The sequence below is a fragment of the Alkalimonas mucilaginosa genome, assembly GCF_036327005.1.
In the GTDB taxonomy this organism is placed as follows: domain Bacteria; phylum Pseudomonadota; class Gammaproteobacteria; order Enterobacterales; family Alteromonadaceae; genus Alkalimonas; species Alkalimonas mucilaginosa.
Genome location: NZ_JAUGZK010000018.1, coordinates 20,962 through 34,835, shown reverse-complemented (window position 1 = coordinate 34,835; position 13,874 = coordinate 20,962). Strand labels below are relative to the sequence as shown.

Annotated in this window: 18 protein-coding genes; 6 read left to right on the top strand and 12 right to left on the bottom strand. The window is 53.4% G+C overall.

The annotated features are described in order from the left end of the window. The first annotated feature begins 14 nt into the window (after nucleotides 1-14). From QWF21_RS16825 to QWF21_RS16815, 3 genes are all read left to right on the top strand, one after another. Nucleotides 15-1,010 (top strand): branched-chain amino acid aminotransferase, encoded by a 996-nt coding sequence (locus QWF21_RS16825; protein WP_330089217.1) that lies wholly within the window; start codon nucleotides 15-17, stop codon nucleotides 1,008-1,010. A gap of 159 nt (nucleotides 1,011-1,169) precedes the next feature. Next, nucleotides 1,170-1,454 (top strand): type II toxin-antitoxin system RelB/DinJ family antitoxin, encoded by a 285-nt coding sequence (locus tag QWF21_RS16820; protein ID WP_330089216.1) that lies wholly within the window; start codon nucleotides 1,170-1,172, stop codon nucleotides 1,452-1,454. Continuing rightward, the gene (locus QWF21_RS16815; RefSeq protein WP_330089215.1) at nucleotides 1,441-1,710 is read left to right on the top strand and encodes a type II toxin-antitoxin system YafQ family toxin; all 270 of its coding nucleotides are present in this window, start codon (nucleotides 1,441-1,443) and stop codon (nucleotides 1,708-1,710) included. Before QWF21_RS16820 ends, QWF21_RS16815 begins: the two co-directional genes overlap by 14 nt. A 9-nt stretch (nucleotides 1,711-1,719) precedes the next feature. Here the strand turns inward: QWF21_RS16815 and QWF21_RS16810 are convergent, their stop codons facing one another. The 3 genes from QWF21_RS16810 to QWF21_RS16800 are packed head-to-tail and all read right to left on the bottom strand — an operon-like array spanning nucleotide 1,720 to nucleotide 3,604. Then, nucleotides 1,720-2,208: a hypothetical protein gene (locus tag QWF21_RS16810; RefSeq protein ID WP_330089214.1), complete on the bottom strand. Its 489-nt coding sequence runs from the start codon at nucleotides 2,206-2,208 to the stop codon at nucleotides 1,720-1,722. A 5-nt stretch (nucleotides 2,209-2,213) separates the two neighbouring features. Then, complete coding sequence (locus tag QWF21_RS16805) at nucleotides 2,214-2,765, bottom strand: hypothetical protein (RefSeq protein WP_330089213.1); 552 nt, start codon at nucleotides 2,763-2,765, stop codon at nucleotides 2,214-2,216. Next, nucleotides 2,765-3,604 carry a hypothetical protein gene (locus QWF21_RS16800; protein ID WP_330089212.1) on the bottom strand — a complete coding sequence of 280 codons (840 nt, stop codon included), beginning with the start codon at nucleotides 3,602-3,604 and terminating at the stop codon, nucleotides 2,765-2,767. The genes QWF21_RS16805 and QWF21_RS16800 overlap by 1 nt, the downstream gene beginning before the upstream one ends. Nucleotides 3,605-3,889: 285 nt before the next feature. Between QWF21_RS16800 and QWF21_RS16795 the strand changes: the two genes are divergently transcribed. Next, complete coding sequence (locus QWF21_RS16795) at nucleotides 3,890-4,960, top strand: WD40/YVTN/BNR-like repeat-containing protein (RefSeq protein ID WP_330089211.1); 1,071 nt, start codon at nucleotides 3,890-3,892, stop codon at nucleotides 4,958-4,960. Between the two features lie 37 nt (nucleotides 4,961-4,997). Here QWF21_RS16795 and QWF21_RS16790 read toward each other — a convergent pair whose 3' ends face one another. From QWF21_RS16790 to yjgA, 3 genes are all read right to left on the bottom strand, one after another. Further along, on the bottom strand, nucleotides 4,998-6,599 hold the full coding sequence (locus QWF21_RS16790; protein ID WP_330089210.1) for a PH domain-containing protein: 1,602 nt from the start codon (nucleotides 6,597-6,599) through the stop codon (nucleotides 4,998-5,000). Further along, nucleotides 6,592-7,149, bottom strand: coding sequence for a PH domain-containing protein (locus QWF21_RS16785; protein WP_330089209.1), 558 nt, complete (start codon nucleotides 7,147-7,149; stop codon nucleotides 6,592-6,594). Before QWF21_RS16785 ends, QWF21_RS16790 begins: the two co-directional genes overlap by 8 nt. A gap of 88 nt (nucleotides 7,150-7,237) precedes the next feature. Then, nucleotides 7,238-7,759 (bottom strand): ribosome biogenesis factor YjgA, encoded by a 522-nt coding sequence (yjgA, locus tag QWF21_RS16780; RefSeq protein ID WP_330089208.1) that lies wholly within the window; start codon nucleotides 7,757-7,759, stop codon nucleotides 7,238-7,240. Nucleotides 7,760-7,865: 106 nt separating this feature from the next. On the opposite strand from yjgA, the gene pmbA reads away from it, so the two are divergent. Beyond that, a complete protein-coding gene (pmbA, locus tag QWF21_RS16775; protein ID WP_330089207.1) occupies nucleotides 7,866-9,224 on the top strand; it encodes a metalloprotease PmbA in 1,359 nt (452 codons plus the stop codon). 65 nt (nucleotides 9,225-9,289) lie between these two features. Here the strand turns inward: pmbA and QWF21_RS16770 are convergent, their stop codons facing one another. From QWF21_RS16770 to QWF21_RS16755, 4 genes are all read right to left on the bottom strand, one after another. Continuing rightward, nucleotides 9,290-9,850, bottom strand: a complete 561-nt coding sequence (locus QWF21_RS16770; RefSeq protein ID WP_330089206.1) for a CBS domain-containing protein — start codon at nucleotides 9,848-9,850, stop codon at nucleotides 9,290-9,292. An 83-nt stretch (nucleotides 9,851-9,933) separates the two neighbouring features. Beyond that, nucleotides 9,934-10,236, bottom strand: a complete 303-nt coding sequence (locus tag QWF21_RS16765) for a hypothetical protein (protein ID WP_330089205.1) — start codon at nucleotides 10,234-10,236, stop codon at nucleotides 9,934-9,936. Between the two features lie 168 nt (nucleotides 10,237-10,404). Then, complete coding sequence (locus QWF21_RS16760) at nucleotides 10,405-10,545, bottom strand: DUF3149 domain-containing protein (RefSeq protein ID WP_330089204.1); 141 nt, start codon at nucleotides 10,543-10,545, stop codon at nucleotides 10,405-10,407. 119 nt (nucleotides 10,546-10,664) lie between these two features. Beyond that, entirely contained in the window at nucleotides 10,665-11,066 is a 402-nt protein-coding gene (locus QWF21_RS16755) for a helix-turn-helix domain-containing protein (RefSeq protein WP_330089203.1), read from the bottom strand. 138 nt (nucleotides 11,067-11,204) lie between these two features. On the opposite strand from QWF21_RS16755, the gene QWF21_RS16750 reads away from it, so the two are divergent. Beyond that, nucleotides 11,205-11,462 carry a hypothetical protein gene (locus QWF21_RS16750; RefSeq protein ID WP_330089202.1) on the top strand — a complete coding sequence of 86 codons (258 nt, stop codon included), beginning with the start codon at nucleotides 11,205-11,207 and terminating at the stop codon, nucleotides 11,460-11,462. Nucleotides 11,463-11,488: 26 nt separating this feature from the next. Here the strand turns inward: QWF21_RS16750 and QWF21_RS16745 are convergent, their stop codons facing one another. Beyond that, nucleotides 11,489-11,965 carry a TIGR02444 family protein gene (locus QWF21_RS16745; RefSeq protein WP_330089201.1) on the bottom strand — a complete coding sequence of 159 codons (477 nt, stop codon included), beginning with the start codon at nucleotides 11,963-11,965 and terminating at the stop codon, nucleotides 11,489-11,491. Next, on the bottom strand, nucleotides 11,958-13,859 hold the full coding sequence (locus QWF21_RS16740) for an ATP-binding cassette domain-containing protein (protein ID WP_330089200.1): 1,902 nt from the start codon (nucleotides 13,857-13,859) through the stop codon (nucleotides 11,958-11,960). The genes QWF21_RS16745 and QWF21_RS16740 overlap by 8 nt, the downstream gene beginning before the upstream one ends. Nucleotides 13,860-13,874: the final 15 nt, after the last annotated feature.

Below are 13,874 nucleotides of genomic sequence, written 5' to 3'. Positions count from 1 at the left end.
TACAGGAAGAAGTTATGGCAGCATTTGGTACCGTTTTTATGCCAGAAATGGCAGTGGCCCGCTTCAGCGATGGCGCCTGGAGCAGCGCAGAGATTGTTTCATCCAACAGCATCAGCCTGCACCCGGGCGCGCATGTGCTGCATTACGCCAGCACCTGCTTTGAAGGTTTAAAAGCCTTCCGCCATGAAGATGGTTCCATTCATCTGTTCCGGATGGATCGCAACGTGGCCCGGATGCAACAAAGCAGTCAGTTGCTGTCTTTGCCAGCCTTTGAGACACCGATGCTGGAGCAGATGATCATCGACATCGTGCGGCGCTTTGCCGCCGAAGTACCGGCCCCGCCGGGATCCATGTACATCCGGCCTACGCATATTGGTACCGAAGCGGCTATCGGTAAAGCGGCGGCACCGACCTTATCCTCCATGCTGTATGTATTGCTGTCGCCGGTTGGTGATTACTTTGCCGGAGGTGCCAAGCCATTGCGCTTGTTGCTGGAAGAAAACGGCGCCCGCTGCGCCGCCCATATGGGCATGGTGAAAAGTGGTGGTAACTACGCCAGCGCGCTGCAGCCCATTTTAAAAGCCCGCGCCAGTGTGCAGGCCGATCAGGTGCTGTTCTGCCCGGGTGGCGATGTGCAGGAAACCGGTGCCGCCAACTTCCTGCTGATTGACGGCAATGAAATCATTACCAAGGCATTGGATACCAGCTTCCTGCACGGTGTAACCCGCGATTCTATTTTAACGCTGGCACGCGATCTGGGCATGACGGTATCAGAGCGTGAGCTAAGTGTGGAAGAGCTGCTGGAACGCGCGGCCAAGCCAGGCGCCGAAGCCGCGCTGTCTGGCACAGCAGCCGTGCTGACCCCGGTGGGCACCTTGATCCGTGGTACCCAGGAGCACCAGGTAGGAAGCGGCGAAGCCGGCCCGGTGACCATGAAGCTGCGCCAGGCACTGAATGCTATTCAGTGGGGCAAAGCGGAAGACAAGCACGGCTGGCTGCGTAAAGTCTAAGCCATGCTGCCATACTCCCCAAAGGCCCTTGAATGGGCCTTTATTGTTTCCGCGCATTCAGTGACCCAAAATCAAAGGCCTTAAAGAGTACTTTTGTGCATTCTTCAGGCAGTGTGATACAATGTTATACATTGCAACACATTATGGGGTGGGGGTCGTATGAAAAGCGAAATGCTCAGTACGCGCATTGATCATGACACCAAAGTCGCGTTTACTACAATTTGTGATGAAGTTGGTTTAAGCCCATCGCAAGCACTTAAGCTCTTTGCACGTGCCGTTATTAACCACGGAGGCATTCCCTTTGAGCTGAAGGTGCCTCAGCCGAATGCAACGACTGCTGCTGCAATTCATGAACTTGCTGAAGGGAAAGGCAACCGCAGTCAATCCATTGATCAGATGCTCAATGAGTTGACCGAGGGCAAAGTTCGCAATGCTCAGTCTTGAATACTCTACTCAATTCAAAAAAGACTTTAAAAAAATTGCCAAAATGCCTATCCCTGTCATAGTGGAAGTGGGCAACATCATCTCAAAACTGCAACGGGGTGAAACTCTAGCTGCCAAAAATGTCGATCATCCACTCACGGGCAATTGGCTGGGGTTTCGTGATTGCCACATTAAACCCGATCTGGTGTTAATCTACAGAATAACCAATGAGACTTTGCAACTTGCACGCATTGGTTCCCACAGCGACCTTTTCTAGCTGCTATTCCTAAGTGCCTTCATGCTGCTGTGACTGCAGGCCAAAAGCGTGCAGCACCTGTTGCAGCGCCGGCAGCCAGCTGTGCTGCAGCTTTGCCAGCTCATCTTCAGACAACAGCAGGGAAGCAGCATTCCAGCGCAGGGTAAAGGGGCTGATTTTGGCTTGCTGCACCCTTCCAGCGGTATCCAGTAGCAGGGCCTGCAGCACAAAATCGTGCTGGTAATCCCCATGGGCATCCGCTTCCAGCCACTGATCAAAATCGGCGACACTTAACTGCAGCATCAGCCAATGGCTGACGCCCAGCTCATCCGAAAGTGCACCCAGTAAACGGCGGGTGGGTTTGATATCAAGGTTAAAACGATCTTCGCGCTCGAAGATTGAGCTTTGTGGATTCCAGTTCATGACCAATAGATAGCGGGAGTCATCTGTGGCCTGAGCAGTTAGGTACCCTTCGAGTTGCCAGGCCGAAGAAGCGTCCCATGCCCAACTAACGGGCATTGGTTTCAGCGTGCATGGCTCTGGGGTTGGAAAAGCACAATCCAGATAGTTGTAGCGAGTAGCACCATGAATAAAACGAAACTGCTCGATGGTGCCCAAAAAATATCTGGCTTGTGCTCACGATCCCATGGCAATTGGTTGTTCAACTGTGGCGCCTTAGCCAAGGTCGAGTGCAGCTCAGTCGTTATCTGCGATTGAAGCTGCGTCAGTAGGGATGCATTCACAACAGCCCCATAAGAAGATGAAGCTTTGTATAAGGTTGTGCCGCGGTATTTTTTGTTGTCTTTTCTTTGAAAGATGCGGGTGGTTGGGTGACTGTCGATCAGCCGTGGATCCAAAGATACAGGCAACAGGCCGACATGTGTCAGCTGGTTTGTGGTCATGATCCAATGTGGTGCGCTTTCATCGCTTTGCAGGGCACGGTATACCCGATATTTGTCTAGCCAGCCGTTTGGATCTTCATCCCAGTTGTAGTGGTTAAAATCTATCGTGCTGCAGGCTGCAAGGCTTGCAGTGAAGAGCAGTATCAGAAGGTTGCATCGAATTGTATGGGCCATTAGTGCATCCCTTTGATGGTCAATTGTAAGTTGGCAAATAGCTGAAACAACGCCTGAAAGGCAGGGCAGGCTGCATTGTGCTCACACTCAGTAATGCTTTGGCGGATATCACCTGCATTCAGTTGATACCATATCCTGCGATCACTGCGGGTTAATGATGACCAGAACAAGCCGTCATCGTAATAGCTGGTCCCGGCCTGAAAGCCTTCCGTTGCAGCGGCAATCACTTCCCCTTGTCGGTCAATCAGCACCGCCTGGTAAGCCAGCGATTCAAAAAACTCAGTCCCCAGTCTGGCTTTTTCGCCCCGCCCCTGCCAACTGCTTTGTGTCAGGTAGGGCGGTATGCTGCCTCGGGGAACCAGGGTATTGCGGCCAATAAAAAGTAGCAACAGACTGTCTGTCGCCTGGTACTGTGGTTGCTTCATTGCCTCAGCAAAAGCGGTACTTGCCCCCCAGGCCAACAGATAGTTGTGCTGCTTTTCGGCATTATGAGACAGCTTTAGGCCTGGGTAATGCTGATTATGCACCGCAGGGGGCGGCAGCACCGCAAGATCGGTATGCTGCTGCAGCCATCGTTCTGTCATCTGCTGCAATGACATCAGCAGCTCAGCGGTAAAGGCAACGTCAACTATCCGATCATCAGAGAAAGTGTTTATCAGAACCGGTAAGCGGCTGGCCTGAATACCATCAGGCATCGGCAGGTTGCGCAGCACAAAGGGCGCCCTGGCGTTTTCCACCGAGCAGAGGGTGCTTTTGCCGCAACGAACCCGTTCATCGGCCAGTGCAGGAGCTGTACTAAAAGCAAACAGGGTAAGTGCAATAAACAGGTTGTAACTCATGGTACTAAACTCGCAATACGGCAGGCGCGGGATTATAACGTAGAGAAACCAATGTTAATATTGAGTCGCTCTGCAGTTGCAGCTGTCCTGTGTTGGACTTTTGTTGTGCAAGTTACCGAGAAAAACACCACTTGCAGCTTAGCTTAAAAGCCCCGGCTCTTGCTGATGCTGTAAAGCCTCTGTTTGTGTACTAAAGATGCAACGGTAGACATCACAATTAATTACAGTCTAATCCTGCAAGGTAGGATAGTGTGATCCGGCAACGAGGTGATTCGGAGAAACATCATGTGGCGTACTTTTTTTCCATGCTTGGGCTTTATTCTGCTGCTATCTGCTTGTGGTTCGGATCCGGATGCGGAGATTTCCCCGCCCCAGGAAGCACCTTTTACCTTTCAGCATCAGGGGTTAACCGGCATCACGGTCAATCGCCTCTATCAGCAACAGGACTGGCTATTAGCTGCCACCAGCGATGGACTTTACCTTAGTCATGGCGATGGCAGTTGGCAGCAAGCCGGTTTGGCGGGTTACTCCCTGTTCGATGTGGTTGCCATTACCGAGCAGCACTTTATGGCCAGCAGCTACCGGCAGGATGACGACGGCTATTTCCACTATCTGTTATTCGAAAGCTACAATGCCGGCGGCGATTGGCTGGAAGTCAAACACCAGTTTGGTTTTGCCGGGGAGGAAGAAGGCATATACGGCTTGCTTTATGATGCAGAAAAGAGCCGTTTGTATGCTTCCGGGATAGAGGTACTGGCCTATTCGGATGACTTTGGCCTGAGCTGGCAAATCATCCATGGTTTTTGGGGCGGTTTTGGTCAACCTAAGTCGGCCTTGGCTTATCATGCGCAGCACAACGAACTCTGGTACGGCGGCCAGGGTGCCATGGAAAACCCTGTGCTTTTTCAGGTACCGCTTGATGGCTCTGAGGCCACCATCTACCCGACATTATTTCCAGCTCCTGCAGTCGTCTACGGTATCCGTTTTGTACCCAATGATGCCGATACGCTGTACATCAGTGGCGAAGGCGGTATCGTAAAATCGACCGATTATGGCAATCACTGGCACAATCTGCTCGGCGATGTCGATTACCGCTTTTATTACGATCTGGCGATTGATCCTGCTGACCCGCAGCGACTCTTTACGGCAGGCTGGGATAAAAAGTTTGATGAGCCTCAGCCGCTTATTTTGGAGTGGTCGTACGATGGCGGTGCCAAATGGCAACGTTATCAGTACCCGGCCGCGGCGAGCTTCTATGGCGGTGTGCGTAGTATGCTGCTGGTACAAGAGCAAGATGCCACTGTGCTTTATCTTGGGTTATGGCGGGGCGGTATTATGCGGGTCACACCGCGCTGAGCATTCCCGCTTTGTTATACTCTGTAGATGCAGCGCCTTACATCCAACCCTTACCACTGCTTTGGCTGTGGTAGAGGAAGGTATTTGCGATTTTATCGGCGTCCGGTGCGGGCATATAGGGCACGGTCAGGCTGCCGGAAGCAAACACCAGTTGCAGGTGCATCAAACCGGCGCGACGCATCAGCCAGTGTTGTTGGCGGCTTAATTGCTGCAGTTTGTACAGTGGCAGGCAGTAATAATCCACCCCGATCACACCGCGGCGCAGGTAGAAGTAGTGCTCATCCACTGCATAGCCAAAGCGGTGCCAGCGCAGCAGTAAAAGCCCCAGCAACAGCGCAAATAGTGGCAGTAACAGATTGGCCAGCAGCGCATCGTCCGGGCGCAATGCCCATTGGCTGAAGACCAGTGCCGGCAACCAGAACAGCAACAGTGAGGGCAGTAAAAAGCGCCAGTTCACTGCTGAAAAGGCGGTGCCACTGACGTTTTGGTCGGGCATGGCCTCCGTCATCAGAGCTCCGGCTTGCTCTGGCTGCAATGCGGGTACCATGATTTTGCCGTGACCGGCATGTCCCTGCGCCGCAGCCATGGGCATGGATTGCACCTGTTCGTAGTGCAGATTGCAGCGGCCAAAGAGTTTATCCAGCCAGTCTTGTTGCAACTGCAGCCACTGCAAACGCGAGGGGCGCATGCTGATTTCATGGCGGGTAAAAAGGCCGCTACGCCGGATATAGCGCTTTTCGCTGCGCGTCAGGGTAAAACCATAGTAACTCAGTACTGCCGCTGCAATCGAAAACAAGGTGATCAACAGCATGATCATCAGGGTTAAGGTGAGCACTGCCAGTCCCAGCCAAAACCAGGATTGCTGCTCCGGATTAAACCAGTGGGCGATATCCAGCCCGAACCGTTGCAACAAGTCGCCTGCCAGGTTGCTAAGTCGGTTGTAAAAAGGGGCCGCCAGGCCAAGTGCCAGCAGTACCCGGTTATTGCTGATACCGTACAGCACCAGATCGCCGACCGAACGCTGACATAGCAGCTGTTCGTCCTGAGTGGGGGCCGCTACCGGACTCTTTGTGACCATGCTGGTTTCGGCGGCCGGGGCTGGCTCTGCTGGTGCTTGCGCCTGGTGAACTTCCTGCTGTCGCTGGCTGGTATAAATCGCTTGTTGCAACTCAGTAGCCAGTGCTTTGGGTAAAGCCGCCAATTGAGCTTCCTGTTGCCTGGAGCCGGCGGTATCGAGTTGCAGGCACAGATGGCCGGTTGGGCGGTAGTACAGAGGTTGCAGCAAGCGCACATTCTGAATGCGGCTAAAGGGCAAATTGAGCTGGGTTTTTCTGAGTACACCGGAGCGGATCTCCACCGTATTACCATGCACCCGAAAACGAAAGGCTAGGTAGCGCAGCAAAGCAATCAACAGCAACAGGCCAATCAGTGCCAGAAGGCCGAGGGCAAAATAGCCGGGCTGGCGCTTGATGCCCTGATAAAACACCAGCAAAGTTGGTGCTAAATAAGCAAGATTGCCAAAGACAGCTTTGAGCAGCCGCAGCGCAAAGTACAGCAGGGCAATGGGTGATACTCGTTGCCAGTGAGTCAGCGACCGTAAAACCGGGGTGGTGGTCGCACTGGCGTGTGGTTCAGTCATGCTGGCGGTTATCCTTATGCTGCAGGATAAATTGACGGATCTTCTTGGCTTCAATCAGCGGCAAGCCGGGGATTTCGAAGGTATGCATGGCGCCACCGGCACTAAATACCTGCAAGGTGGCAAGGCCAGCCCGTCGTTCAATCGGACCGCGCTTGAGTTCGATGTGCTGAATACGCAAAATCGGCTGGGTGACGCTTTTCTCAAACAGCAAGCCACTGTGAAAACTGATATCGTGTTCGCGTAGAGCATAGCGCTTACGCGGATAGGCCAGCAAACAGTACAGAGTTTTCCATAGACTGGCGGCAACCAACAGGCCGGCAAAACCCAGCAGCAGCTTATGATTCGACTCATCCGGTTGCCAGAACGGTTGCAGCCAGTAGGTCAGCGACAATAGCACCAGCAGGAATGTTACGCAGCTATTGAGCCAAAAGGCCAATCGGTTGTAACGGGGCGACAGCGGCTGCCATGTCAGTTGTTGCAGCTCTGGCAACAGGCTGGGTGGCAGCGGTGCATTCTGAAAAGGCGTTGCGTCGGATGAGCTGCTAGCCATACGGCAGTGTTCCATTTACCATAAGTACGCCGAATGGTAACTGAATTTAGTGCTGCCGACTATGGCTTTTCAAAGGGCGAAGGTTGGGTTACTCCGCCTCCACCACCCAGGGCCGGATCAATTGAAACAGTTCACGAAAGGCTTTCGGTGGCTGCTGTTTCTGTTGCTCTTTTTGCGCCTGACGGATCAGCTGACGCAGCTGCTGCACGTCTACCTCCGGGTACTCGGCAACAAAGGCGGTGACGGCATCTTTTTCTGCCAGCAGGCGATCGCGCCATTGTTCCACCAGATGAAACTTGCGGGTAGCCGCCTGGTTGGTATTGCGGATCAGCGCCAGCGCCTGCTCAATCGGTTCGATATCCCGGCTGCGCATTAAACGGCCAATAAACTGGATATGGCGACGCAGCGCTTCGCGCTTGCTGGATAGCTTGTCGGCCAGCAGCAAAGCATCTTTCAATTCGTCGTCCATCGGAACTTTGGCACGGGAGGCCGGTGCCAGTGCTACCAGCTCTTCGCCCAGTTTTTGCAAGGCTTCCATTTCGCGCTTTACCTGGCTCTTGCTCTTTAGTTCTTCGTCTTCATCCCAGTCGCCGTGGAGAAATTCTGTCATCTTGTCACTTATCTGAGTACACTATATGCCATCATTATAACGTATCGCGGTGGGAAAGAGCAGCGCCTTGCAACGAGCCTGCTCTTTATTGCAATAACGAGGGGCTATGCAAGCATCACAGCAGCACATACAGCAAGATATCCAGCAGGAAATTGCGGAAGTTAAAGAAGCGGTCAGCCAGGTTCTGGCGCATGCCAAACAGCTGGGCGCCAGCAGCGCTGAGGCGTCGATGAGCCGTACCCGCGGCCTGAGTGTCGAAACGCGCCATGGCGAGGTGGAAACACTGGAGTTTAATCAGGATGGTGGCCTTGGTATCAGTTTGTACTTTGGTCAGCGCAAAGGTTCGGCGTCTACTGCTGATCTCAGCCCGCAAGCGCTGAAGCGTGCGGTTGAAGCCGCGGTCGATATTGCCCGCTATACCTCGGAAGATCCCTGCGCCGGTGTCGCCGAAGCTGCCTGGCTGGAGTTTAACCCGCCAGAGCTGGATTTGTTTCACCCGCACCAGGTGGATACCAGCGACGCCATTGCCAGCTGTGCTCGCGCTGAGCAAGCGGCATTTGATTACGATAGCCGTATTGTTAATTCCGAAGGGGCGTCGTTTTCATCGCATCAGGGCATCAAAGTCTATGGCAACAGCCATGGCCAACTGGTAGGGTACCCCAGCAGCCGGCACAGCATCAGCTGTGTGATGATCGGTAAAACCGAGCAGGACATGCAGCGTGATTACAGCTACAGCGTGCACCGTGACTTTGCCAAATTGCTCAGCCCGGAGCAGGTGGGCCGTGAGGCGGCAGCAGAGACCATTGCGCGGTTGGATGCGCGCCAGGTACCTACCGAGAAGGTACCGGTGATTTTCCGCGCGGATATTGCCAGCAGCTTGTTTGGCCATCTGGTCAGTGCCATCAGTGGTGGCAGCATCTACCGCCAGTCCAGTTTTTTGCTGGATAAGTTAGGCCAGCGTATTTTCCCGGAGCATCTGAACATCATTGAGCGGCCTCATCTGCTGCAAGGGCTGGCATCCAGTCCTTTTGATGCGGAAGGGGTGAAAACCCGCGACTTAGCCGTGATTGAGCAGGGCGTACTGACCAGCTGGTTGCTGACCAGTTACTCGGCCCGCAAACTGGGCCTTGCCAGTACCGGCCATGCCGGCGGTATTCACAACTGGCTGGTACAGCATGGCGAGCAGGATTTAGCGGCCCTTTGTCAGCAAATGGGCCGGGGCCTGTTGGTGACCGAACTGATGGGCCAGGGAGTGAACACCGTTACCGGTGATTACTCGCGCGGTGCCGCAGGTTTCTGGGTCGAAAACGGTGAAATCCAGTTCCCGGTGGCTGAAGTGACCATTGCCGGTAACCTGACCGAGATGTTCCAGCGCATTATCGCCATCGGCAAGGATGTGGATGTGCGCGGCGGCGTGCAAACCGGCTCGGTGTTGATAGAGTCGATGCAGCTGGCTGGCAATTAACGGGTACAGTGCCAAACGCAGGCCCGCGTGAGCGGGTCTGCAGCAGGCAACCGATAGGCAGGCCTTCAGGCCAGCACCGAATCGAACAATTGCAAAAAAGTGGGCGCAGGGGTGACTTCAAGTGGTAGCTGCAGGCGCTTTGCAATCACCTCACTGCTCAGTACGCCGCGGATCTGATGACTGTCGCGCTCCAGCACCAAACAAAATGCTTCTCCCTCCCGTTGCAAGGTATGCAGTACATCCCCTATCTTACTGTGTGCTACATCCTGATAGGCCAGGGCTTTTAATTTGGTGCGTGGCAGCATCAGATCACGCACGGTGATCTCATCCCGTGCATCGCCCATCACCACCCGGCGCATAATGCTTTGTGCCGATAATTGCTGTGGGCTAATCAGTCCAACCAACTCCTCATCTGCATCTACCACCAGTTTCAGATGGCTGTGCTCGCGTTCCAGCATCATTAGCGCATCGGTGGCCAGGGTATCGGCTTCCAGCAAACTAGGCTGGTGCTGCTGAAAATCGGTGAGCCAGCTGATGGCCGGTGTATTCAGTTCGTGCGAATTACATTCATTGGGTTGTACCAGATGATCGTTGGCATCCAGTGGGTAAAGGGTCAGGTGTTTCATGGTCAATCCTCCGCAGCAACCGTTTCGGCTGATGCAACAAAGCAGTTAGGCTCCTTGGTCGGAGCAAAAAAATGACTGTTGTGTTAGCAGGATAAAACCGGTGGGGCTCTGGCAGGGTTAGGATTGCGTGTGGCAGCCAGCTCAACAGTATTGGTATGGTTCGCCGTTTGTTGCAAGCATGCCAACAACGATGGCGTGACGTTTAGGGTTGCAGCGTCATGGTCATCGTGCGAGTCGGCGTGCTGCAGCCAGTCGCTGTTGTGCTGCAATAATGCAGCGCTGCAGTCCTGCAATGGCAGCAGGGAGGCTTCGCTGCTGGCATAAGGTTGCGACTGGCTAAAGCCAGTGACCAGCAACAACAACCAAAGCGAACGGATCAACTGCATCAATGCTTCGCAAAATAGCTAAGGGTAGATCCTAAGATGGCGGTTGTGCCGAAAAAAGGCAAGGGGGGGACGTCAAAAAAACTGCGCGATGCGGTAGTTGGCGGTTGGCGCTACTTTGTTAAAAGCGACAGGCCGCAAGCGCAAGCTTACGGCTGTGCTGCTTTATGCTTACTTGGCTTGCTGCTCGTCATGGCCAATTTTATACAAAAAGTACACTGCGTAAAAAATGCAGAGGCCAATCACAATGGCGAGGCCAGTAAAGGAAATAAAGATCACCGGATCGGATATAAACTCTTGCCACAGGTTCATGGGATGCTCCTCCTGTCTGATAACTGCATTCAGTGTAGAAGCAAGTGGCTGGGCAAAAACTGACCTGGATCAAGCTTTGCAAATGGTGTGGTTTTTCGTAAAGTCGTTTTTGATGCAGATCAAACAACAGGCTTTTGATCCGCTCCATCTTCGGATGCTTTGTTGATTGCGTGTGTTTTGCGAAGGGTTGCCAGCAGATTGCAAGCCAGAAAACGTCCTTCAGCATTCAGTTGGTGGTAATGACGAAGCAGTTGATCAAGTTGAGGATCTGCCTCAATAGCGGTATAAGGGCTTGCTGTTTCCCGAGTGAGGTACTCTTGCTCTTCTGCCATGCGATAGAGCTCTGATAGTTGAATCAAGAGCGCTTTACTTATCGCCTCTAACAGTTCCAACGATGGCCGTTGTTCGTTCCGCTCTATTCGGGATAGATTGCCGGCATCCGTTTCTGCAGCATAGGCAATATCCTCCAGGGTCTTGCCTAGCATTTTTCTTCTTTTTCTCAGTATGTTGCCGATTTTCATCAAGCGATTGTCGGTTGTTAAGAAAGGCTACACAAGGCGAGTTTTACAAAAAAGTAATAGATAAATTGCGCTTGGCGCAATATGATGGTTGAATATCAATCAACGCCCGTTCAAGAGACGGTACTATTAGGGAAATCTATGGATGATGTTGAACGATGTCAGATGAAAGCCATCATCAGTTATATGAAGTCGACAGACTTGTCTGCTGGGAAAGAAGAGCTGGCGTATATTGATTTGCAAGACCCGCCAGAGTTTATTATTGAAACAGGAGACGAGGGAACCTGGGTGACCATTGCAATTCCAGCTGAACATATGGATAGACTGGTTGAAAGCTGGTGTCGGCAGCGCCAGTTAAATAGCGGTCATCCACGAACAATCGCACGCAAACGTAGCTAGTGACGGCATCGGAGTAGCCGTAGCAATCAGCCATTACTGATGCTGTGAATAGTCTGCCTGAGTTGCTGCACTAGGTTGCTGGTGTTAGTTACTACGCCAATGCCGTTGAGCGACAGGTACTGTTCAAGTAACTGAGGCTGGAGCAGGCTTTCCTTTGGCTTTGGCTTCGGGCAGGCGGCCAGCAGCGCTTGTTGCTCCAATTGCTCTGCTGCCAGCTCGGCTTGCAGCAAGGCCGCTTTTATGGTTGGCTGTTCACTTAACTGGCGGCGTAACTGGCGAATGGGCAGGGTATACTGCTGATTAGCTGGCAGCACCGCCTGATGCAGCCGGGCTATCTCTGCTGCAGACCAGTACCAGTGTTGTTGCTCTGCATAAAGCAATAACAGCAGCAGATTGACATTGGCACCCCAGTCATCCTGCAACTGGAGCAAAGGCTGCTGTATAGTTGGATAGCACTCAAGACAAAATTGCCAGAATTGCTCAGTAGTCGGTAACTTAGCCATGTTGCTGCCAGAAGGCTTGCTCGGTTTGTTCCAGCTCATCCTGCAGCAAGAACCAGTCTTCTTCTACCTGAGCCAGGCTTTTGCTGGCATTGGCCTGTTCGGCCAGTCGCTCTGTCAGTTCCGCCTTGCGCGCTGCTTCGTACAGCTCTGGCTCGGCCAGTTGTTGTTCCAGCAAAGTTAGCCGGGCCGTTAACTGCTCTTGTTGGGCTTCGGCCTGCTCCAGCTTTTTTTTCAGTGGCCTAAGCAGATTACGCAGCTCGGCTTCCAGTCGTTTTTGATCTTTGCGTTGGCTGACACTGTCTGGTTTTGGCTCTACCTGGTTGTTTTGCTTGCGGCTGTCTTGCTGCAACCATTGGTAATAATCCTGCAAATCACCGGCAAAAGGGGCGACCTTGCCATCTGCCACCAGATAAAACTCATCGGTGGTGCTGGTTAGCAAGTGGCGATCGTGCGACACCACCACAATGGCGCCTTCAAAGTCCTGCAGCGCCATCACGATGGCTTCGCGCATATCCAGATCCAGGTGGTTGGTTGGCTCATCCAGCAGCAGTAAATTTGGGCGTTGGTACACCAGCAAGGCCAACACCAGCCGGGCTTTTTCACCACCGGAAAAAGGTGCACAGGGCTCCAGCGCTTTATCACCATGAAAACCAAAGCCACCGAGAAAATCACGCAGGCTTTGCTCGCTGGCGGCAGGGTCTAGCCGTTGCAATTGCAGCAAGGCTGAGTCGCTTGGGCGCAGCGTTTCCAGCTGGTGCTGGGCAAAATAACCCAGACTGATGCCGCTGGCGGTCCAAAGCTCACCGGCCTGGGCTGGAAGATTGCCTGCCAGGTGTTTGATCAGCGTTGATTTACCGGCACCGTTACGGCCCAGTAAGCCAATGCGGCTGCCCGGCAGCAACTGAAAGTTGATGTTGTGCAAAATGGTGTGATCGCCATAGCCCAGTTGTACTTTTTCCAGCTTCAGCAGCGGGTTTGGTAAGGCTTTGGGGGGGCGAAACGAAAAACTAAAGGGCGAGTCGACATGGGCTGGCGCCAGCATCGTCATGCGCTCTAAGGCTTTCACCCGGCTTTGCGCTTGCTTGGCTTTGGAAGCTTTGGCTTTGAAGCGGTCGATAAACTGCTGCAAATGCGCCACTTGCTGCTGCTGTTTCTCGAACATGGATTGCTGCTGAGCCAGCCGCTCGGCGCGTTGGCGCTCAAACTGGCTGTAATTGCCCTTGTACAGTTGCACTTGTTGGCGTTCAATGTGAATAATGCTGTCAGTGACGGCATCCAGAAAGTCGCGGTCGTGACTGATCAGCAATAAGGTGCCATCGTAGCTTTGCAGGTACTTTTCCAGCCAGAGCACGGCATCCAAATCCAGGTGGTTGGTCGGCTCATCCAGCAGCAAGAGTTGCGAGGGCTTCATCAGCGCTCGCGCAAGGTTCAATCGCATACGCCAACCACCGGAGAAGGATTTCACTGCCTGCTGTTGCATGGCGCCATCAAACCCCAGTCCCGCCAACAAAATGCCGGCTTTGGCCTCAGCGCTGTAGCCGTTTAGCTGTTCAATCTGTTGGTGCGCTGTGGCCAGCAGCTCGCCATCGCCGCCTTGTTTCAATAACTGCAGTAAAGGGTAGAGGGCTTCATCACCCTGCAATACATACTCCATTGCCGGGCAGTCCAGTGCTGGTGTTTCCTGCGCTACTGTCGAGATTTCCCAACTGGCCGGGATGCTCAGCTCTCCGGCATCGGGGGCCAATTGGCCCAAAAAACAGGCAAATAAGGACGACTTGCCGCAGCCATTGGCACCAATAATGCCAATTTTCTGGCCGGGGAAGATGGTCAGGTTGGCATCGCTGAACAGGGCTTTGCTGCCGCGGCGTAGTTCAAGTTGTTGCAGTTGGATCATGAAAGCATCTCGGTT

Bases quoted from the DNA above. Each gene is read 5' to 3' on its own strand.
- QWF21_RS16800 (WP_330089212.1), bottom strand. From the start codon at position 3,604: ATGAGTTACAACCTGTTTATTGCACTTACCCTGTTTGCTTTTAGTACA.
- QWF21_RS16765 (WP_330089205.1), bottom strand. From the start codon at position 10,236: ATGCAGTTGATCCGTTCGCTTTGGTTGTTGTTGCTGGTCACTGGCTTT.
- QWF21_RS16785 (WP_330089209.1), bottom strand. From the start codon at position 7,149: ATGGCTAGCAGCTCATCCGACGCAACGCCTTTTCAGAATGCACCGCTG.
- QWF21_RS16750 (WP_330089202.1), top strand. From the start codon at position 11,205: ATGGATGATGTTGAACGATGTCAGATGAAAGCCATCATCAGTTATATG.
- QWF21_RS16825 (WP_330089217.1), top strand. From the start codon at position 15: ATGGCAGCATTTGGTACCGTTTTTATGCCAGAAATGGCAGTGGCCCGC.
- QWF21_RS16820 (WP_330089216.1), top strand. From the start codon at position 1,170: ATGAAAAGCGAAATGCTCAGTACGCGCATTGATCATGACACCAAAGTC.
- QWF21_RS16755 (WP_330089203.1), bottom strand. From the start codon at position 11,066: ATGAAAATCGGCAACATACTGAGAAAAAGAAGAAAAATGCTAGGCAAG.
- yjgA (WP_330089208.1), bottom strand. From the start codon at position 7,759: ATGACAGAATTTCTCCACGGCGACTGGGATGAAGACGAAGAACTAAAG.
- QWF21_RS16805 (WP_330089213.1), bottom strand. From the start codon at position 2,765: ATGGCCCATACAATTCGATGCAACCTTCTGATACTGCTCTTCACTGCA.
- QWF21_RS16760 (WP_330089204.1), bottom strand. From the start codon at position 10,545: ATGAACCTGTGGCAAGAGTTTATATCCGATCCGGTGATCTTTATTTCC.
- QWF21_RS16770 (WP_330089206.1), bottom strand. From the start codon at position 9,850: ATGAAACACCTGACCCTTTACCCACTGGATGCCAACGATCATCTGGTA.
- pmbA (WP_330089207.1), top strand. From the start codon at position 7,866: ATGCAAGCATCACAGCAGCACATACAGCAAGATATCCAGCAGGAAATT.
- QWF21_RS16795 (WP_330089211.1), top strand. From the start codon at position 3,890: ATGTGGCGTACTTTTTTTCCATGCTTGGGCTTTATTCTGCTGCTATCT.
- QWF21_RS16815 (WP_330089215.1), top strand. From the start codon at position 1,441: ATGCTCAGTCTTGAATACTCTACTCAATTCAAAAAAGACTTTAAAAAA.
- QWF21_RS16810 (WP_330089214.1), bottom strand. From the start codon at position 2,208: ATGCCCGTTAGTTGGGCATGGGACGCTTCTTCGGCCTGGCAACTCGAA.
- QWF21_RS16790 (WP_330089210.1), bottom strand. From the start codon at position 6,599: ATGACTGAACCACACGCCAGTGCGACCACCACCCCGGTTTTACGGTCG.
- QWF21_RS16740 (WP_330089200.1), bottom strand. From the start codon at position 13,859: ATGATCCAACTGCAACAACTTGAACTACGCCGCGGCAGCAAAGCCCTG.
- QWF21_RS16745 (WP_330089201.1), bottom strand. From the start codon at position 11,965: ATGGCTAAGTTACCGACTACTGAGCAATTCTGGCAATTTTGTCTTGAG.